Here is a 19,676-nt window from a genome sequence, read left to right as displayed (position 1 = left end):
CATCAGGTATTAGATTTTAACGATGACTACTAAACAAGCGCCAAGCACACTCCAAAAGATGGGTTTAGACAGCCCTATGGCCCTTGCTTTGCACTTGCCATCCCGTTATGAGGATGAGACCGAGCTACTCACGATCGAGGAGGCCATACATCAGGGTCGATTTAACTCAGCCCAGACCCAGGGTGTAGTTATTCGCAATCAGGTCTTATTTAGGCCCAGAAGGCAGATGGTGGTGACCATCGAGGACGAAACTGAAACCTTAAATCTGCGCTTCCTAAACTTCTACCCTAGCCAGCAAAAACAAATGGCTGTCGGGGTCAATATTCGAGTCCGCGGAGAAGTGCGTGAAGGTTTTCAGGGTCCAGAGATGGTGCACCCTACGGTGAGAGCTGTCGCTCCAGATACACCTTTGCCTGCTAGTTTGACTCCAGTTTATCCAGCAAGTGTTGGAGTCTCGCAAACCATTATTCGTAAAGCAGTGTCACAAGCCTTACGTGACCCAAGCCTGCAAGATAGTCTGGCTGAGTTCTTACCCAAAGATCTAATGGCAGAGTTACTGCCTAGTCATGATTGGCCAAACTTGCAAGCGGCGATTACCTATTTGCACCAACCGCCTGCTGATGCAAATACCCAGGCATTACTAGAGCGCACTCATCCTGCTTGGCGTCGAGTGCAGTTTGAGGAACTCCTTGCTCAGCAAATTTCGTTAAAGCGTGCCCATGCGATTCGTCGGGAGCGACATGCACCCAGCTTTCCAAGGGCAAAGAAACAAAGCTTTGAAGAGGGTTTGTTAAAGGTATTACCTTTTAAATTAACTAATTCTCAAGATCGTGTTTGGTCTGAAATTAGTAATGACCTTTCTCAATCATTTCCGATGAATCGCCTTTTGCAGGGGGATGTGGGTAGCGGCAAGACCGTAGTGGCTGCCTTAGCTGCGGCGCGGGCCATGGATCATGGATATCAAGCCGCCATCATGGCGCCTACGGAGATTTTGGCTGAGCAGCACTACCTCAAAATGAAAGAATGGTTTGAACCTTTGGGGGTAAAAATCGCTTGGCTGTCAGGGAGTCTGAAAGCCAAAGAAAAACGATTGGCGCAAGAAGTGATCGAGAATGGGCAAGCCCAACTTATTATTGGTACGCATGCTCTTATTCAAGAAAATGTGAGCTTTGCCAAACTTGGCCTCGCAGTGATTGATGAGCAACATCGCTTTGGAGTGAGGCAGCGTTTAGAGATTCAGCAACGGGTTGGCTCAGAATTGTTTTACTGCCATCAGTTGATGATGTCAGCGACACCAATACCACGCACTTTAGCGATGACCTACTATGCAGACTTAGATGTCTCTGTCATTGATGAATTGCCTCCTGGCCGAAAGCCGATTGCTACCAAGGTAGTTAAAGCCAGCCGTCGTGATGAGGTGATCGGTGGTTTGCAAAGTTGGTTATCCAAGGGGTTGCAAGCGTACTGGGTTTGCCCTCTCATTGAAGAGTCTGAAGTGCTGCAATTGCAAACTGCAGTTGAGAGCTTTGAGCAACTGACACAGGCTTTACCTGACTTTAAGGTTGGCTTGGTGCATGGCAGATTAAAAGCAGAAGAAAAAGCGGCAGTCATGGCTGCCTTCAAGGCAAATGAGATTCAGCTTTTAGTGGCTACTACGGTAATTGAGGTTGGGGTAGACGTACCCAATGCGGCGTTAATGGTGATTGAGCATGCTGAGCGTTTTGGTTATGCTCAGATTCATCAATTACGCGGGCGCGTGGGTAGGGGGTCTGCGGATTCGGTTTGTATTTTGATGTATGCCGAACCACTTTCAATGGCGGCCAAAGAGCGCCTACAAACTTTACGTGAGACCTCGGATGGTTTTGTGATTGCCGAGCGAGATTTATCTCTGCGTGGTCCGGGTGAATTATTGGGTGCAAAGCAATCAGGGGATGCGATGTTGCGCTTTGTTGATTTGCAACGCGACGCCTGGTTAATTGAGTTGGCTCAACAGGCGGCTGAGCGCTTACTCGCTGAGCATGCAGATCTGGTAGAGCGTCATTTAGAGCGCTGGCTCGGATCTCGAGCAGAATTTCTGAAGGCTTGATAATTACTTTATGAATTTAAAAGATCGTTTTATTTCTTACGGGTACCTAATCAGGCTAGATAAGCCGATTGGTACGCTATTACTATTGTGGCCTACGCTCTGGGCTCTTTGGTTGGCAAGCAGTGGCGTGCCTGATTTATCTATTTTGCTGATCTTTATTGTTGGCACATTTTTGATGCGTAGTGCGGGCTGCGCAATCAACGACTATGCTGATCGTGATTTTGATCGTCATGTTAACCGTACCCAAGATCGCCCAGTCACAAGTGGAAAAATCTCGGGCAAAGAGGCCATAGCTGTGGCTGGAGTATTGGCCTTGATTGCGTTTTTATTCATTCAGCCCCTGAATGTATTTACAAAACAACTATCCGTGCTTGCTTTGCTAGTAGCCTTCCTCTATCCCTTTACCAAACGCTTTTTTGCCATGCCCCAAGCTGTCTTAGGCATTGCCTTTGGCTTTGGTATTCCGATGGCGTATGCGGCTATTTTGGATTTCATTCCCCTAGAGGCTTGGTGCTTATTTATTGGGAACATCTTTTGGGCAATTGCTTATGACACCGCTTATGCCATGGTTGATCGCGACGATGATCTGCGCCTAGGGTTGAGAACATCGGCCATTACTTTTGGTCAGTATGATGTCGTCGCTATAGCAATAAGCTACGGGATGCTTTTTCTGAGTCAGTTATGGGTGGCGCAATTGGCTAACTTAAGCAATTATTTTTTAGTGGGTTGGTTCGCAGCATTGGCTTGCGCGATCTATCACTTGAAGTTAGTTTCAACTCGCAATAGAGACAATTGCTTTAAAGCATTCCGCCATAACAACTGGTTAGGCGGATTTTTATTTCTGGGAATTGTGCTGGGTCTAGGTATTAACTAACTCTGGCCGAGTTCATCGCCCATTGTTTTACCGCGCTGACTGGCTGCATCAATCGCTTTTTCTAAAATTTCATGCCAACCTTGTTGTTTCATCACATCTAGAGCGGCAGCAGTAGTTCCACCTTTGGAAGTAACTCTTTCGCGGAGAACACCAGCGTGCTCATCAGAGTTATGGGCGAGCTGTGTAGCACCTTCAAGAGTGGCATAAGCCAGCTTGCGCGCTGTCTCTGAATCAAGACCAAGCTTCTCCCCAGCAGATTGCATTGCCTCTAAAAATGCAAAGACATAGGCTGGGCCACTACCAGAAACAGCAGTTACTGCATCCATCAATTTTTCTTCTTTTACCCAAACGGTTTGGCCTACCGCATTACAAATAGTTTCAGCTAAGGCGCGATCAGACTGATCTACAGCGGCATCTGCAAAAAGCCCGGTAATCCCTTTACCAATTAAGGCTGGAGTATTGGGCATAGCGCGCACACAGCGTGTGTGATCAAGCCAGCGACTCATATCTTTTAGGCGAATACCGGCAGCGATGCTCAGAATGAGTGGGCCGGGAGCGCTAGCATGCTTAAGTTTAGTTGCCAAACCTTTGGCAACGACATTGAAGTCTTGGGGTTTGATCGCCATGACAAGCACATTATTTTTAGAGAAGTCAAAAGCGATATGTTCTAAGGCACTAATGCCTTGAACGCCAAAATCTTCGTGCAGCTTGAGGGCGGTTGCAGCATTTGCTTCTACAACAGAGATTTGATTGGATTCGAATCCACTAGCAAGAAGGCCGCTAATGAGGGCGCGCCCCATATTGCCGCCACCAATAAAGGTAATGTGCGCATTGCTATTGTTTTGTGCGATTTTATTTTTGCTCATTTGCTAATCTTATCGCGCTTCCCGAAAATGGCTGTACCAACACGAACTACGGTGCTACCTTCAGCGATGGCGGCCTCTAAATCATCGGACATACCCATCGAAAGGGTGTCAAAGAACTGATAACCAAGTTCAGTGAAATGGCTGGCCTGTATGCGCTTGAAACAATCTTGTACGGCTGCAAAAGCCTGGCGTTGCAAGACGGGGTCTGGATTAGGTGCTGGAATAGCCATCAAGCCCCGCAGAACTAAGTTTGGCAAAGAGGTAATAGCGTTACAGAGTTCTTCAACTTCAACCAGAGAAATGCCGCTTTTGCTCTCTTCCTCGCTAACATTGATTTGTACGCAAACCATCAATGGTGGTAAATCTGGAAACTCGCCACGTTGGGCGGATAGGCGTTCTGCAATTTTGAGGCGGTCCACACTATGAACCCAATCGAAGTGTTGGGCTACTTCTCTGGTTTTATTGCTCTGCAAAGGTCCAATGAAATGCCAGTTCAACCAAGGGCGTAATTTGGCTAGCTTCTCAATTTTTTCAATGGCCTCTTGCACATAGTTTTCACCAAAGACTGATTGACCAGCATGCATAGCTTCCTCAACTGCTGAAGCTGGAAAGGTTTTGCTAACGGCTAAAAGTTCAATCTCTTCCGGCTCACGCTTTGCTGCTAGGGCAGCAAGTTCAATCCTTGCTCTGACTTGCATCAGATTGACGACAATGGAATTCATGAGGCCTTAGAAGATTTGCTAAGTAATTGATCTACGATTTCAATCCAATGCACTACTGGGGTATCTTCTTGCTGTAGATGGGTGATGCAGCCAATGTTTCCAGAAACAATGACCGCTGCACCAGATTCCTCGCAGGCAGCGTTTAAGTGAGTTAACTTGTTTTTACGAAGTTGCTCAGAAAGTTCTGGTTGAGTAACGGAGTAAGTGCCTGCAGAGCCGCAGCAAAGATGGCTGTCCGCACATAAACGCACACCAATACCGATACTAGAAAGTAATCCCTCAACCTTACCGCGAATTTGTTGGCCGTGTTGCAAGGTGCAAGGTGGGTGATAAACGACACCTGGTTTTGGATCTGTGCCTACTAGCTGCACCAGCTCATTTTGCAAGGAAGGCAGTATTTCAGAAATATCCTTGGTCAGATCTGAAATCTTTTTCGCTTTGGCTGCATAGATAGGATCATTTGCAAATAGATGTCCATAGTCCTTCACCATCACACCACAACCAGATGCAGTCATGACAATGGCTTCTATACCACTTTCAACCAAAGGCCACCACGCATCAATATTTTGCTTGGCATTATCTAAACCGCCAGCTTGATCATTAAGGTGATAGCGTAGTGCTCCACAGCAAGTGGCATTGGGCGCGCTAATCATTTGAATCTTTAACGCGTTAAGCACACGCGCTGTTGCTGAATTGATATTCGGGAGCATGCCAGGCTGAACACAACCCTCTAGCAAAACCATTTTGCGCTGATGAGCTGCAGTGGGTCTTGCATAAGCATCGGTGGAATTAGCCAATGCTTTATTTACAGTCAGTGGGATCTTGCGTTTGATACCGCTTGGCATCAATGGGCGTACTAAACGACCTAGAGTCATTGCTGTATTAAATAAAGCGGGCTTAGTTAAACCTTCTTTTAGGGCCCAACGGGTCAAGCGTTGGCCGATTGGGCGCTCAGGCGTATTGTCTTCTGCCCACTTGCGACCTATGTCTATTAAGTTGCCGTATTGAACACCGCTCGGGCAAGTACTCTCGCAATTGCGACATGTTAAACAGCGATCTAAATGCAAGCGAGTCTTTTCAGTGGGTGCCTGCCCTTCGGCGATCTGCTTAATTAGATAGATGCGTCCGCGAGGCCCATCTAACTCATCGCCTAGTATTTGATAGGTAGGGCAGGTGGCCGTACAAAAACCACAGTGAACACATTTGCCCAGAATGCGGGCTGCCTCGATACCTTCCGGCGTGTTGGCAAATTGAGAAGCGAGTTGAGTTTGCATAGAAATACTTATGGAAGACGTTTAGTAGCGAATACACCTGCAGGATCAAAAGCTGATCTTAGGCGCTCTTGCACTGCCTCAAGGGCAAAGGAGTGAGTCTGCTCTGATAACAAAGTAAAGCGCTGATTGCTAGGGTCTACATTGGCGCCCTGTCTAAAGCGAGTTGCATGTCCGCCATGGGAATTAGCAATGGCCTTGATAGCTTTAAAGGTAGCCTCATTACCAGGCGCTGTAATCCAACGTTGTTGACCGTGCCACTCCAGAACAATTTCATCTGAGGCGCCAGTGATAGTAAGTGGCCCACAGGCTGCAGGTAGCGCTAAACGATAAAGTGTTTGATCAGCACCTAGATTAGCAAATGCAGAAAGATATTGCTCACGTAAATCATTCCAGAAATGTTCTGCAGTTTCAGGATTAACCTCAGTGGCCATAACCAAAGAGCTCATGAGAGGAATTGCAGCCTTTACAGCCGCTGCCGCACCAGCGAGACGGAAAGTTAGCTCTCCATCACCACCCGTAGTGGAACCAATCCAGCAGCTTGCAGATAAAGGTAGTGGCTGTCCAGCCCATTCATTCAATATTTTGAGCGCTTTCTCTTGGGAGATTTGGCAACGTAAGGTTGCGGTCGCCGCAGGTTTAGGTAAGACCTTGACTGAGGCTTCTAACAAAAGAGCAAGCGTTCCTAAAGAGCCAGGCAGCAAACGAGAGACGTCATATCCCGCTACGTTCTTCATTACCTTCCCGCCAAAGGAAAGATCTTGGCCTTTGCCATCGATAATGCGAGCGCCTAATACAAAGTCACGAAAGTTACCAACGGTAATACGTCCTGGACCAGCAAGCCCAGCAGCAATGGCGCCGCCAAAGGTTGCCTTCTCACCAAAGTGCGGTGGTTCAAAAGCAAGCACCTGATTCTTTTCTTTGAGAGCCGCTTCAATTTCTTTTAGCGGAGTGCCTGCACAAGCGGTAATGACTAATTCTTCTGGCTGGTACTCCAAAATACCGGAGTAAGTACGTGTATCTAGTTTGGTATGGCTATTCGGGTTGCCGTACCAAGATTTAGTACCTCCGCCTTTAATAGAGAGCAGGGTTTTATTCTTTGCTGCATTAAGAATTTGCTCTTGGAATGCATTAATTTGTGGATGGGAGTGACTCATCAAAAGCGCTCCAACTCTGGGTGAGGCAATTGGCCGCCGCTAATACGCATACGACCATATTCTGCGCAGCGACTTAAAGTTGGGATAGCTTTATCTGGGTTGAGCAATTTTTCTGGATCAAAGGCACTCTTCACACCCCAGAAAGATTCACGTTCACCTTCACCAAACTGCACACACATTGAATTAATTTTTTCAATACCAACACCATGCTCACCAGTGATCGTGCCACCGAGTTCTACACAGGCTTCTAATATTTCAGTGCCGAATTCTTCTGCACGATGCCATTCTTCTTGGTCAGCACCATTAAATAAAATCAGGGGATGCATATTGCCGTCACCCGCATGGAATACGTTTAAACATCCAAGGCCGTACTTTTCTTCCATCCCCTGAATGCGCTTGAGGAGCGTAGCAATATGACGGCGAGGGATAGTGCCATCCATGCAATAGTAGTCTGGGGCCAAGCGACCCGCGGCTGGGAAAGCGTTCTTACGACCACTCCAAAACTTTAAGCGTTCACCTTCATCTTTAGAAATCTGAATACCGCTTGCACCAGCTTCTTCAAGCACTTTGGTCATGCGCTCAATTTCTTCGGCTACTTCTTCTGGAGTGCCATCGGATTCGCAGAGCAAAATAGCTGCAGCGTCTAAGTCGTAACCTGCATGCACAAATTCTTCTACGGCGCGAGTGGTAGCTTTGTCCATCATCTCCAAGCCAGCAGGAATAATGCCAGCAGCAATAATGGCAGCAACTGCGTTACCACCTTTTTCGATGTCATCAAAACTCGCCATGATGACGCGAGCCAATTTTGGTTTCGCTACCAGCTTGACTGTAACTTCAGTGACCACTGCGAGCATGCCCTCGCTGCCCATCATGATGGCGAGTAGATCGAGTCCAGGGGCATCTGGTGCTAAGCCCCCAAATTCAACAATCTCACCGTTCATGAGTATTCCGCGCACACGCAGAACGTTATGCAGAGTGAGGCCGTATTTAAGACAGTGCACGCCACCCGAGTTTTCATTGACGTTGCCACCAATCGAACAAGCAATCTGAGAGGAGGGGTCCGGAGCGTAGTACAAGCCAAGATGGGCAACTGCTTCAGAAATAGCAAGATTACGCACGCCAGGCTGAACGACTGCAGTACGGGTAAATGGATCAATGCTGATAATTTTCTTGAGTTTGGCTAATGACAGTACCAATCCCTGAGAAAGAGGCATTGCGCCACCCGAGAGACCGGTTCCTGATCCGCGAGGCACTACGGGGATTTGCATTGAATAGCAAATCTTCAAAATTTGGGCGACCTGCTCTTCGGTTTCTGGCAGAGCTACTGCCAAAGGCATCCGACGGTAGGCGGCTAGACCATCACATTCATAGGGAATGGTGTCTTCTGGCTCCCATAGAAGGGCATGTTCCGGCAGGATTGGGCGCAAGGCCGCAACCAATTTGGACTGAAGGGCGCTAATAGCGGCTAATTCGGGGGGTGGGGTCACCATATTCATAGGAATCATTTTAGCCATTTACCTATAATTAAGCTTATGGGAAATCGACTATCAAAAATCGCCACTAGAACCGGTGATGCAGGGATGACGGGCTTGGGCGACGGAAGTCGTGTAGAGAAGGATCACCTACGGATCTGCGCTATGGGTGATGTCGATGAGCTTAACTCCGAAATCGGGGTTTTGATGACCGAAGACATTCCCGCAACTATTGCCCCTGAACTGCATGAGCTTTTTCTACAGGTCCAGCATGATTTATTCGATTTAGGGGGCGAACTTTGTATCCCTAATTACAAGCTGCTTAAGCCTGAGCATGTAGCACAGCTAGATGTATGGCTCGAAAAATACAACAAACATTTACCCCCGTTGACTGAATTCATTTTGCCGGGCGGTACTCGTGCTGCTGCACAAGCCCATGTTTGCCGCACCGTATGTCGCAGGGCCGAACGTTCGATTGTTCGCTTGGGTTGGGAAGAGCCTTTATATGATTCCCCTCGTCAATATGTCAACCGCCTATCTGATTTACTCTTTGTGCTTGCGCGTATTTTGAATCGTGCGGCTGGTGGGGCAGATGTATTGTGGAAGCACGAAAAAAAAGAGACTAAATAAATTAGTCTCTTTTATCAGTAGAGCTTAAAAAAAACTGCAGTATTACTTTTTCTTGCTTCTACGTTTCTTAACGGCTGTAGCTAAACGCTCTAGCACCTTCACGGAGTCATCCCAGTTGATGCAGGCATCAGTAATACTCTTGCCATATTCCAATTTGTTTGGATCATCTTTTCCTGGCGTAAATTTCTGGGCGCCATCATTTAAATGACTCTCAACCATCACGCCAAAAATCTGGTGTGAGCCAGATTCAATTTGCTGTGCCACATCGTCAGCAACCACAATCTGACGCTCATGCTTCTTGCTTGAATTGGCATGGGATAAATCAACCATCAAACTGGCTGGAAGCTTGGCTGCTTCAAGCTCAGAGCAGGCCGCTTGCACAAACTGAGCCTCGTAGTTTGGCTCTTTACCACCACGCAAAATCACGTGGCAATCCTTATTGCCTTTAGTTTGCACAACGGATACTTGACCATTTTTATGAACGGATAAGAAATGATGTGGACGGCCTGCAGCTTGTATCGCATCGGTAGCAATTTTGATGTTGCCATCAGTGCCGTTCTTAAATCCGATAGGAGCAGACAAGCCAGACGCAAGTTCGCGGTGAACTTGGCTCTCAGTAGTACGCGCACCAATAGCACCCCATGAAATCAGGTCGGCAATATATTGCGGAGAAATCACATCCAAGAATTCGCTACCAGCAGGCATGCCAAGGCGATTAATTTCCATGAGCACTTGGCGCGCAAGGCGCAGACCTTCTTCGATGCGATAGCTTTCATCCAGATACGGGTCGTTAATCAAACCCTTCCAGCCAACTGTAGTGCGTGGCTTTTCAAAATACACGCGCATCACAATTTCTAATTCACCAGCAAAACGCTCACGCTCAGCTAAGAGGCGTTGGCAATATTCCAGCGCTGCTTTTGGATCGTGAATGGAGCATGGTCCGATGATCACGAGTAAGCGATCATCCTTGCCATGAATAATGTCGCGGATCTTTTTGCGAGTTTTGCTAATCAACGCTTCAGTAGGCGTTCCAGAAATTGGAAAGAAGCGAATTAAATGCTCTGGCGGAGGCAGAACAGAAATGTTGTCAATGCGTTGATCGTCAGTATCTGAAGTCTTGTCGACGGCAGAGTACCAATTAGCGGGATTCGTATTTTGTTGGCTCATTTGGCTATTTTAAGCCGTAATTAGCCAATATTAGGCAGTCCCACCCACAGTCAGGCTATCAATCCTCAGGGTAGGCTGCCCAACCCCGACCGGAACACTTTGCCCTTCCTTGCCACAAACCCCGACCCCACCGTCTAATTTCAGGTCATTTCCGATCATAGAAACCTGTTTTAGGGATTCTGGCCCGCTACCAATAATGGTCGCGCCTTTGACGGGATATTGAATTTTGCCGTTCTCAACCCAGTAGGCCTCTGAAGCAGAAAACACAAATTTGCCACTAGTGATATCTACCTGACCACCACCAAAGTTCACTGCGTATAAACCGCGCTTGATGCTGGCAACAATTTCTTGAGGATCATCTTTGCCGGCCAACATATAGGTATTGGTCATCCGCGGCATTGGTAGCGAAGCAAAACTTTCACGCCGACCATTGCCAGTGAGGGGCATATTCATGAGTCGCGCATTCAGACTATCTTGAATGTAGCCCTTCAAAATGCCGTCTTCAATTAAGGTGGTGCATTGAGTGGGAGTACCTTCGTCATCGATATTCAGAGAGCCTCTGCGTCCAGATAAAGTTCCATCATCCACAACGGTGACACCTTTAGCTGCAACACGTTGTCCAATGCGACCAGCAAAAGCAGAAGAACCTTTGCGATTAAAGTCGCCTTCGAGACCATGACCTACTGCTTCATGCAATAGAACGCCAGGCCAGCCTGGGCCCATGACTACTGTCATTGGACCAGCGGGAGCTGGGCGCGATTCCAGATTGACTAGGGCGCTGTCAACAGCTTCATCAACATAGCGATTAATCAAATCAGTATTGAAGTAGAGGTAGTCATGACGTGCGCCACCGCCAGAAGAGCCTGATTCACGTCGACCATTCTGTTCTGCGATGACATGTACAGAAACGCGTACTAGTGGGCGTACATCTGCCGCTAACAAGCCGTCTGCACGCACAACCAATACAACATCAAATTCTCCGGCTAGACTGGCCATAACCTGGATGATCCGTGGGTCACGTGCTTTAGCGCGACGTTCTATGCTTTCCAGGAGTGCGATTTTTTCTTTGGGCTGAAGAGAATCTAAAGGATTGACATCAGAGTAGAGCTTATTGGATATGGGATTAAATAGTTTGCTTGCAACCGCTTGCTTGCCACCTTCGGGCCCAATTACTCGAGTAGCTTTGGCTGCTTTATTTAGTGCTTCTAAATTAATCTCATCTGAATAAGCGAAAGCCGTCTTATCGCCATAGATAGCGCGCACACCAACGCCTTGATCAATATTAAAGCTACCGGATTTAACGATGCCTTCTTCAAGACTCCAGCTTTCACTCCGAGTATGTTGGAAGTAGAGATCTGCATCATCAAGACGATGTGAAAATAGGCTGCCAAAGGTACTGTGTAAGTCTTGCTCGGATAAGCCGGTTGGTTCGAGCAAAATAGATTTGGCTAGTTTGATGAGGTCTGCTTGCTTTTTGGCTTTAGTCCAATTGGCGGGGAATAGTGCTTCTGGTGCATTCATGTGATTCAGCAAATCTTTCTTTAAAGCTTGCGATGCGCAAGTGCGGGTAACTTAGAGCGTACCTCGTTTAATTTATCTTTGCACAAAACCCCAGAAATAAAGCCTTCTCCCTCAGGGAGGTTAGCCAAGATGCTGCCCCAAGGGTCAATCAACATAGTGTTACCCCAAGTGCGACGTTGATTTTGATGAATACCGCCTTGGGCGGATGCTAATACGTAACATTGGTTTTCGATAGCGCGAGCACGTAAGAGGATTTCCCAATGGTCCTTGCCAGTTGTATAGGTAAAAGCGGCTGGGATGATATGGCAATCTACCTGTCCAAGAGCGCGATAGAGCTCTGGGAAGCGTAGGTCATAGCAAATACTTAAACCAAAGGTCCAATTATTTCCGCCAATTGAAATTTTTAAGAGGCCCGGCGCATTGCCAGCCTCAATCGTTTCCGATTCTTGATAACGCTCAGTTGCTGTTTGAAAACCAAATAAATGAATTTTGTCGTAACGAGAAATTTGCTCGCCGGCAGGATTAAAGACAAGGGTTGTATTAAGTACTTTATTGGAGTCTTTTGCTTCCAGTGGAATAGTGCCTGCCACCAGGAAAATATTATTTTGTTGTGCAATATCCGAAAGTTGCTCTTGGATGGGGCCGCTTCCAAGGCTTTCGCGGGCGCGTACTTTATCGGTGTCCTTGAGACCCATTAAGCAAAAATACTCTGGCAAGACAGCTAGCTGTGCTCCAACTGTTGCTGCGGCGCTGATGAGCCTACTCGCAGTGGATAAGTTCTCCTGCAAATCAGGTGTAGAGACCATCTGAATGGAGGCAATCTTGAGATCTTTGCTATTTGCTGATGGGCTCATGATGATTTAGTTAGCAATTTTATTGGAGTTGCCTGAATTACTTGGGTTACTTTGTGGCCCAGAGTTACTGCTGTTTGGTTTGCTTTGCTCTTTTAACAAGTCTTTACTACGAATAGTATCTAAAGTTTTCGAGTCAATTGGCTGACCCTTTTGATCAAGGGGAATCACTTCTGGATTATCCCAGGAGCCCTGGACCAGATAGTCCGATTGGAGATTACGGTTAATTTGACTCGTAATTAAGTACTGCCCAACCAATGCGCCCAGACCTACGATGGGATTAATGGCAAAGGCGGCCAATGAGCCTGCTGTTGCATCAATTGTTGGGAATATGGTGACACGTAAATCTTGTGTTTGTTTGGGGATATTGATTTGTCCATTCATGGCAACCCGTGCTTGGTCTAAACCCATTGTGAATTGTTTGGTCTGGGCAATCCCAGAACTAATATCAAAAGAAGCATCAATAGAATTAAATGGCGTTCCCTTGGTTACTATGTTGCCCAAGCTTCCCTTGAGATCTAGAGTAGCAAATCTAAATAAACTTTGTAGACTGAGAACATCTAGTAGCTTGGCACCGCTGGTATTTACCTCTAACAAGCGACCTTTTTCAAGATTCAAAGTTACCTTGCCGGCTAGAGTTTCATATTGAGGTGTGAAAGGAGTGCCATCCCACTCCAGATTACTGGTCAATTTGCCCTGGCCACCTTCTACTGATTTTTGGCTGGTCCAATGTTCAATAATTTGGCCGGCATCCTTAATATCTAAATCGACGTTTACTGTTGTGCGTTCAGATTGATTCTGAGTGGCGCCTACCCAGCGACCAGTCAAAACAGAATTTCCTTGAGGATTGTTAATTTGGATGGAATCTATATTAAGGACATTGTTATTTGTCCTAGTTTTAATTTTCACCTGACCAAGTTGAGCCTTACCCCAGTTGAAATCATCAATAGCTAAGTCAATACTGGGAATGGAGTCAGGATTAATTGCAGTTTTGACAGGAAGATTTTTTGAGGCTGGCTTTTTGACCTCAATTGGAGCGCTGATTTTATCGGGAAACTTGAGTCGCGCTAAACGCCCACTAATCAAACCACTTGGCTGTGACTTATTGGGTTCTGTATATTGCAATTGACCAGCGATAGATAGTGAGGTAATACGCATTTGCCAAGCAGCATTTTTATTGCTTGCTGAAAAATTGAGATCCTGCCAATTACGTTCAAACAAAATTACTTTTTTTACTTGGGCAGCAATTTGAATATTGCTTGGATTGTTTTCTTCTGCTTTAGAGGAGACTTTTTTCTTTTGGCTTTCTAAAAAATCTTGCCATGTATCGATGTTGAGCTCTGCACTTGCAAGATTAAGTTGAAATCCTTGGCTAGGGGGCACTGCGCCAGTACCGATTCCTACTGCATGACGAAGAGTGTCATCACTGCCAAGCTCACCTTGAATAAAGTAGGTATTACCAATTTTTCCATCCCACGTAAATCGACTAGAGGCAGAGGGTGATTTCGCAAAGGATTTCAGGGTTAATTGGCCTGACATGGGTGTCCCCATCTGCTTTTTCGCGGGGGCTGGTGCTGAACTAGCCCAATCACGCATATCAATCTTGAGATTGGTTTCGCTATTACCTTTATTGAAGTGAATGGCACCCTCATATCTTGCTACGCCGTTCATTGCTTGCAAAATCGGCGCCACCTGTATCGATGCATCTTTTGCGAAGTAGTCTTTAATAAAGTTAGCGCTAATATCACCCGAGATGTTGTAGCTCTGACTACCTTGATTTGGCGTTGCACTTGAAATCTTAATAGCGCCACCAAGGAAATTAGCGGTGATATCCTCGAATTCAGGGTTGATCTCGGTTATACGAATCTTTCCTTTGAGGTTATCTAGGGGCGGTAAGTTGTCCCACTGGATCCTGTTGCCAGGAAAACTTAATTGAATGTCAGTTTTAGTGTCTCCGTTACCAGATAAGGGAATGCTAAGGGCCATATTGAGGTTCGTGGGACCTGTAATCTTTAGATTCCGCTCAAGCGCAATCTGCTTTTTACCAACAGGTGAGGCAAATAGATATTCAAGTAGTTGTGGGGCGTCACCTTGAGCTTCACCACTCACCGTAAGAAGTAATTGCTTTGCGCTAACACTGGGAATTTCTGCATGAAATTTGCTTAGTGCAACTTGTTTGTAGTTTGCTTGATCGATATCTACCGTAAAGTTAGCATTCTGCATATTGATCATGCCGTTTACTTTATTGAATGCGGGCCAAATACCTTGCGCGGAAGATGAGCTTGGTACTGGGCTGAAAGTGGCGTCAATCACTGGAAGTTCGAGGCTAAATTCAACGGCACTCGATTTGGGAAAGGGCACTTCATTGGGATCACCTTTAATATGCAAGCTACCATTTTTGATGATGCCTGCATCAAAGGCTTTACTTAAATAGGATTTGGCATCGCTACCCATGCCAACGGGCAAATAACGATAGGCGGTTTTGAGATCAGCCTGAGCAAAATTCATGTCCAGGTTCATGAAGTCAGGATTTTTGCCTTCACCAATGATGTAATTGAGATTGAGTGTGGTTGAAATCTCCGAATTACTAAGTGCTAACTGCTTTGCATTAACGACCCAATTCCCTTTTTGTTTTGCCCAAGAAATTTGACCATTAGCTTGATCAAGCTTGATTTTCGGATCAACCAATAGATCGTTAACTTCGAGCTCTAGATCGCTTGATTTAATCGATAAGCTGCCCTTGTTTTGGTCGGCAGAAAGGAAGCCAGATAGTTTGGATACTGAAGGCATAGCTTTATTGATGCCAACAAAGCTGAGGTCGATGAGTTTTCCGCTCACAGTAAAGTCTACTTTGTTCGACTTGAACCATCCGCCGGGAATATTGAGGGCAGATAAGGGTGATTTACTTTCAGACCAATTGATATCGAGATCTTGTAACTCACCATCAGCTTGTGAGGCTTTAATCCACTGATGAACTTTTTTAGATAGTGGTAGGTTAAGGGCAAATAAGGCAACATCCTCAACCGAAATCTTTGGCGATGAAAAACCAAACTCTTTAATTTCCCCGTCTCCTGCTGGCGGTCTCCAGCGGAAAGTCATTGGACTTAAATTCTCGAGGGGGGTAGATGCTGGACTCTCAGTATCACGCCAGGCAAATGTCTTAGTAGTGACCGCTATCAGTCCATTATCAGTTTCTTGAACCAGGTTAGTTTCTAACCTTCCAAGAGCAATGGCATCTTCACCTTTAGATAGTTGGATAGTTAAACGATCGGCAGCAAGATAAATTTCTCCACCATCAGGTTTGCCGTTGTCAATTTTTAATTTTCCATTGGAGTTCACCACTCCCTCAAGCGTATTGAGCGAGAGAGCAAATTCATTTGCTATTTGAGTGAGCTGGAGTTCATTTACATTCCAGGAGACGGTCCCAATCCAATCGCGCCAATTACCTGCTTGACCGCCGATATGGTGCACAAGATCAATATCAAGCGAGACTGGCCCTTTAGTCCAGGGCGTAATAACACTCAGCGAGCCTTGATGACTACGAATGCCATTGCTAAGAGAAAGGTTTTGAATATCTATTGAAGTAATAGCTTTCTTTTTGAGTTGATCATCCCAAAATAATTTGACATTGCTGACACGAATCTCATTTTGAGCAAAGAGCCAATTCTCAGTAGAGTAGTCATTAGATTTTCCATCGATGGGGATGCCGGCAACACTAATGACGCCTTTGCCATTACGTTGCCCATAAATTTCAGCGCCCTCGATATTGAGCTCATGAAAGAATGGGGCTAGATGATAAAAAGTTGCCCAGCTGAGTTGCCCATTAATTTTCTGAATGAGTAAGAGCGGTTTTGCTTTATCAGGTGCGTTGAAGCGCAAACCTTCAATTTCAAAATTAGGTCTAATACCCGTCCATGAAACTTGTAGAGAGTTCATAGATACATCGGCACCAATGCGAGCACTAATGAGTCTTTCAACCGAGGCTTTAGATTTCTCAATTTGCGGCCAAAGAACAAACCGCACGCCCACATGCACCAGCACACAAAGAGCCAAAACAATGCCTGTCAAGATGAGGGCACGCTTACGCCAAGCCCCGTTCGAACCTTGAGGACGTTTAGCAAGCACGCTCTTGAGGCGAGGCGGGATGATGTTTTGCAGCATGTCTTCCATTATCCTTCAGCCCTAGCCTGATCGACAAGCTTCTGGCTTGGGTCTTGGGGTCGGATTAAGATGGGGGAATGGATGATTTTTCCCGGCAAATCGATTTTTTAGAGCAACACTCGACTTATGCGCGACGTTGGCTAACTGCTCACTCTGGGTGGCTTGAGTGGCTCCGTATTCAAGGGCAGAAACAAGTCGATATACAGGGCATCAAAGCTTTGCTAAAAGACTGTGGTGTCGATGAACGGGCTGATGCGCAAGACGAGGCCCTCTGGATGGCCAATTTGCGCTTGGCAAGACAGCGTTTGATGCTCTGGGTTGGATTCCGAGATTTAAATGGCATGGCCGCCTTGCAAGAGGTGACTGAGGCGCTGAGCCATTTTGCTGAATTAGCAGTTTCCGCATCCATTGCCTTTATTCGGGAAGACCTCAAAACCCGTTTCGGCTTGCCTTGGAGTAACGCAACGCAATCAGAGATGCCGCTCATGGTTGTCGGCATGGGTAAATTGGGCGGCCTTGAACTCAATCTGTCATCAGATATCGATTTGATTTTTCTCTATGAGCATGAGGGTGAAACTACGGGTGGGCCTAAGAGTTTATCCAACCAGGAATGGTTCACGAGAATGGGCAAACGCTTAATCAAGCTGCTTGCTGAGCACGACGCCAATGGGTTTGTTTTTAGGGTGGATATGCGCCTTCGTCCCAATGGAGATTCAGGACCCCTGGTATGTAGTTTGGATATGCTGGAAGAATATCTATTGGTTCAGGGGCGAGAGTGGGAGCGCTATGCCTGGATTAAAGGCAGATTAATCGCGCCTCTACCGGGAGCCCCTGATTTTTCTCGCTGCCAAAGAGAGCTTGACCAACTAATTCGGCCCTTTGTTTATCGTCGACATTTAGATTACGGTGTGATTGCCTCTATTCGGGATTTGCATGCACAAATTCAGGCAGAAGCAGAAAAACGTTCTTCGGGTCATCAAGGGCGTTCACGCGATATTAAGTTGGGGCGTGGCGGTATTCGAGAGATAGAGTTTTTAGCGCAAATGTTTCAACTCATGCGGGGCGGTACAGATCCTCGCTTTAGAGTCCGCCCAAGCTTGGAGGTCTTAGATCTCATTAAACAATGTGGCATCTTGCCCGCCGTTGAAGTAGATGCTTTACAGGAGGCCTATGTTTTCTTGAGACGCTTAGAGCACCGTATTCAGGTATGGGATGACCAGCAAACCCACTACCTGCCTGATGATGCTGAGGTACGGTCACGTTTGGCGATTTCTATGCAAGGTCAAGAAGCACAAGTAAATACTTTTATGACCGAACTAGAGCGGCATCAAAATCAGGTTGCCCAGCTTTTTGAAAAAGCATTTTTACTGGATGATGGCTCTCGTCTTGAGATTGCACCCTTAGCTCAGGACTGGGCGCCTGATCCAATATTTTTCCCTGATTCTTATATTCGTTGGCAGTCGTGGATTGATAGCCCAAAACAAAAATTATTGCCGAGAAAAAGTCGTTTAATTTTCGATAACTTGATGTGCAAAGCGGCAGAGAGTTTGCAGATTGAAGCTGCCACCTCGGCACATGCTGACCAAACACTGTTGCGTTTGTTTGATTTGCTTGAGGCAATTGCAAGGCGTAGTGCCTATCTTTCTATTTTGGCCGAGTATCCGAGGGCATTATCTAATGTGCTTGACTTACTCAAGGCATCACAATGGGGTGCGCAATATCTAACGCGTCATCCCCATTTACTGGATCACTTATTGAACTCTCAAACCGAGAGGGCTTTAATCGAGGAACCAGAAAGATATTGGACCGAGGTGCGAGCCAATCTCAATATGCGGCTCGATGATGTTATGGCCGATGGCGATGGCTCTGAGCAGGCGATGGATATCCTACGGGTCACCCACCATAACGAAACCTTCATCACGCTATTGACTGATCTGGGTATTGGCTTCCAACAAGCTCTGCCGGTGGAGCGGGTTAGTGACCACCTATCTGCTTTAGCGGATTTAATTTTGCAGACGACATTTGAGCGGGTTTGGCCTAGTGTTGCTCAAAAGTTTGATTTACCTCTTGAGGCTAGCCCTCCATTTGCAATTATTTCTTATGGCAAATTGGGGGGCAAAGAATTGGGCTACGCCTCTGATTTAGACATTATTTTTTTGTATCAAGCGGAGGACTCAGACTATGCCGCTCAAGAAGTTTATTCCTTGCTAGCAAAGCGCATGATTAATTGGTTAACTGCATTTACCTCTACTGGTAGCTTATTTGAAATCGATACGCGTCTTCGTCCTAATGGCTCTGCTGGATTCTTAGTAACGAATGCGGATGCCTTTAAAAAATACCAACTTCGAGAAGGTGATAATGCGGCTTGGGTCTGGGAGCATCAGGCCCTTACGCGAGCTCGTTGCTCGGCCGGTAATCCGGGCGTGGGCAAATTTTTTGACTCAGTTCGTTCCGAGGTATTAAGTCAGAAAAGAAATATTGACCAGCTCAGGACAGAAATTTTAGAAATGCGCCGCAAGGTGCATGCAGGTCATCCCAATACCAAGGCCGATTTTGACTTAAAGCATGATCCTGGCGGCATGGTCGATATTGAATTTATTGTGCAGTTCCTGGTCTTGGCTTATGCCCATCAGCATAAGCAACTCATTGGTAATCTAGGCAATATTGCTTTGTTGCGAATTGCTGGTGATGTGGGCTTAATTACCCAAGAGGCTGCACTCACTGTTGGCAATGCGTATCGATTGCTGAGGGCCCGTCAACATCATTTGCGTTTGGATGGGGCCGAAAAGACCCAGATCAATCTAGAAAATGAGCTTGAGCTCATTGCGGCAAGAGATGCAGTTCAAGCGCTTTGGCTGGAGATTTTTAAAGCACCCTCAAGCATTGGCTAGAAGTAAT

The 19,676-nt window shown here is 46.4% G+C and carries 13 protein-coding genes; 4 read left to right on the top strand and 9 right to left on the bottom strand.

Features of this window, described 5'->3' with window-relative positions; all coding sequences use genetic code 11:
* Positions 1 to 22: 22 nt before the first annotated feature.
* Both recG and ubiA read left to right on the top strand, forming a co-directional pair.
* Positions 23 to 2,086, top strand: a complete 2,064-nt coding sequence (recG, locus tag ICN44_RS03475; protein WP_216262728.1) for an ATP-dependent DNA helicase RecG — start codon at positions 23 to 25, stop codon at positions 2,084 to 2,086.
* A gap of 10 nt (positions 2,087 to 2,096) precedes the next feature.
* Positions 2,097 to 2,960, top strand: a complete 864-nt coding sequence (gene ubiA, locus ICN44_RS03470; RefSeq protein ID WP_216262727.1) for a 4-hydroxybenzoate octaprenyltransferase — start codon at positions 2,097 to 2,099, stop codon at positions 2,958 to 2,960.
* Here ubiA and proC read toward each other — a convergent pair.
* The 5 genes from proC to ICN44_RS03445 are packed head-to-tail and all read right to left on the bottom strand — an operon-like array spanning position 2,957 to position 8,466.
* A complete protein-coding gene (gene proC, locus ICN44_RS03465; protein ID WP_216262726.1) occupies positions 2,957 to 3,826 on the bottom strand; it encodes a pyrroline-5-carboxylate reductase in 870 nt (289 codons plus the stop codon). The genes ubiA and proC overlap by 4 nt on opposite strands.
* The gene (locus ICN44_RS03460; protein WP_216262725.1) at positions 3,823 to 4,548 is read right to left on the bottom strand and encodes a YggS family pyridoxal phosphate-dependent enzyme; all 726 of its coding nucleotides are present in this window, start codon (positions 4,546 to 4,548) and stop codon (positions 3,823 to 3,825) included. Before ICN44_RS03460 ends, proC begins: the two co-directional genes overlap by 4 nt.
* Complete coding sequence (gene glcF, locus ICN44_RS03455) at positions 4,545 to 5,822, bottom strand: glycolate oxidase subunit GlcF (RefSeq protein WP_216262724.1); 1,278 nt, start codon at positions 5,820 to 5,822, stop codon at positions 4,545 to 4,547. Before glcF ends, ICN44_RS03460 begins: the two co-directional genes overlap by 4 nt.
* 8 nt (positions 5,823 to 5,830) lie before the next feature.
* Positions 5,831 to 6,976, bottom strand: a complete 1,146-nt coding sequence (gene glcE / locus ICN44_RS03450; RefSeq protein ID WP_216262723.1) for a glycolate oxidase subunit GlcE — start codon at positions 6,974 to 6,976, stop codon at positions 5,831 to 5,833.
* The gene (locus ICN44_RS03445) at positions 6,976 to 8,466 is read right to left on the bottom strand and encodes an FAD-linked oxidase C-terminal domain-containing protein (RefSeq protein WP_216262948.1); all 1,491 of its coding nucleotides are present in this window, start codon (positions 8,464 to 8,466) and stop codon (positions 6,976 to 6,978) included. The genes glcE and ICN44_RS03445 overlap by 1 nt, the downstream gene beginning before the upstream one ends.
* Before the next feature lie 42 nt (positions 8,467 to 8,508).
* Here ICN44_RS03445 and ICN44_RS03440 point away from each other — a divergent pair, with 42 nt between their 5' ends.
* Positions 8,509 to 9,078: a cob(I)yrinic acid a,c-diamide adenosyltransferase gene (locus ICN44_RS03440; RefSeq protein WP_216262722.1), complete on the top strand. Its 570-nt coding sequence runs from the start codon at positions 8,509 to 8,511 to the stop codon at positions 9,076 to 9,078.
* Between the two features lie 42 nt (positions 9,079 to 9,120).
* Here the strand turns inward: ICN44_RS03440 and ICN44_RS03435 are convergent, their stop codons facing one another.
* From ICN44_RS03435 to ICN44_RS03420, 4 genes are read right to left on the bottom strand one after another with little or no spacing between them, the layout of a single operon-like run.
* Positions 9,121 to 10,245, bottom strand: a complete 1,125-nt coding sequence (locus ICN44_RS03435; RefSeq protein ID WP_216262721.1) for a 3-deoxy-7-phosphoheptulonate synthase — start codon at positions 10,243 to 10,245, stop codon at positions 9,121 to 9,123.
* Between the two features lie 30 nt (positions 10,246 to 10,275).
* Positions 10,276 to 11,766, bottom strand: coding sequence for a metalloprotease TldD (gene tldD / locus ICN44_RS03430; protein WP_255537372.1), 1,491 nt, complete (start codon positions 11,764 to 11,766; stop codon positions 10,276 to 10,278).
* 20 nt (positions 11,767 to 11,786) lie between these two features.
* Positions 11,787 to 12,620 carry a carbon-nitrogen hydrolase family protein gene (locus tag ICN44_RS03425; protein WP_216262720.1) on the bottom strand — a complete coding sequence of 278 codons (834 nt, stop codon included), beginning with the start codon at positions 12,618 to 12,620 and terminating at the stop codon, positions 11,787 to 11,789.
* Positions 12,621 to 12,626: 6 nt separating this feature from the next.
* Positions 12,627 to 16,787 (bottom strand): YhdP family protein, encoded by a 4,161-nt coding sequence (locus ICN44_RS03420; protein ID WP_255537371.1) that lies wholly within the window; start codon positions 16,785 to 16,787, stop codon positions 12,627 to 12,629.
* Between the two features lie 68 nt (positions 16,788 to 16,855).
* Between ICN44_RS03420 and glnE the strand changes: the two genes are divergently transcribed.
* Positions 16,856 to 19,669, top strand: coding sequence for a bifunctional [glutamate--ammonia ligase]-adenylyl-L-tyrosine phosphorylase/[glutamate--ammonia-ligase] adenylyltransferase (gene glnE, locus ICN44_RS03415; RefSeq protein ID WP_216262719.1), 2,814 nt, complete (start codon positions 16,856 to 16,858; stop codon positions 19,667 to 19,669).
* Positions 19,670 to 19,676 lie beyond the last annotated feature (7 nt).

Origin of the sequence: Polynucleobacter sp. JS-Fieb-80-E5 (genome assembly GCF_018882015.1) — a bacterium.
Lineage (GTDB): Bacteria > Pseudomonadota > Gammaproteobacteria > Burkholderiales > Burkholderiaceae > Polynucleobacter.
The sequence above is the reverse complement of the archived record's forward strand: the minus strand, read 5'-3'. Positions and strand labels throughout refer to the sequence as shown.

What these genes read in the sequence shown, in the direction of transcription:
- recG (WP_216262728.1), top strand. Translation starts at nt 23, where the DNA reads ATGACTACTAAACAAGCGCCAAGCACACTCCAAAAGATGGGTTTAGAC.
- ubiA (WP_216262727.1), top strand. Translation starts at nt 2,097, where the DNA reads ATGAATTTAAAAGATCGTTTTATTTCTTACGGGTACCTAATCAGGCTA.
- proC (WP_216262726.1), bottom strand. Translation starts at nt 3,826, where the DNA reads ATGAGCAAAAATAAAATCGCACAAAACAATAGCAATGCGCACATTACC.
- ICN44_RS03460 (WP_216262725.1), bottom strand. Translation starts at nt 4,548, where the DNA reads ATGAATTCCATTGTCGTCAATCTGATGCAAGTCAGAGCAAGGATTGAA.
- glcF (WP_216262724.1), bottom strand. Translation starts at nt 5,822, where the DNA reads ATGCAAACTCAACTCGCTTCTCAATTTGCCAACACGCCGGAAGGTATC.
- glcE (WP_216262723.1), bottom strand. Translation starts at nt 6,976, where the DNA reads ATGAGTCACTCCCATCCACAAATTAATGCATTCCAAGAGCAAATTCTT.
- ICN44_RS03445 (WP_216262948.1), bottom strand. Translation starts at nt 8,466, where the DNA reads ATGGTGACCCCACCCCCCGAATTAGCCGCTATTAGCGCCCTTCAGTCC.
- ICN44_RS03440 (WP_216262722.1), top strand. Translation starts at nt 8,509, where the DNA reads ATGGGAAATCGACTATCAAAAATCGCCACTAGAACCGGTGATGCAGGG.
- ICN44_RS03435 (WP_216262721.1), bottom strand. Translation starts at nt 10,245, where the DNA reads ATGAGCCAACAAAATACGAATCCCGCTAATTGGTACTCTGCCGTCGAC.
- tldD (WP_255537372.1), bottom strand. Translation starts at nt 11,766, where the DNA reads ATGAATGCACCAGAAGCACTATTCCCCGCCAATTGGACTAAAGCCAAA.
- ICN44_RS03425 (WP_216262720.1), bottom strand. Translation starts at nt 12,620, where the DNA reads ATGAGCCCATCAGCAAATAGCAAAGATCTCAAGATTGCCTCCATTCAG.
- ICN44_RS03420 (WP_255537371.1), bottom strand. Translation starts at nt 16,787, where the DNA reads ATGGAAGACATGCTGCAAAACATCATCCCGCCTCGCCTCAAGAGCGTG.
- glnE (WP_216262719.1), top strand. Translation starts at nt 16,856, where the DNA reads ATGGATGATTTTTCCCGGCAAATCGATTTTTTAGAGCAACACTCGACT.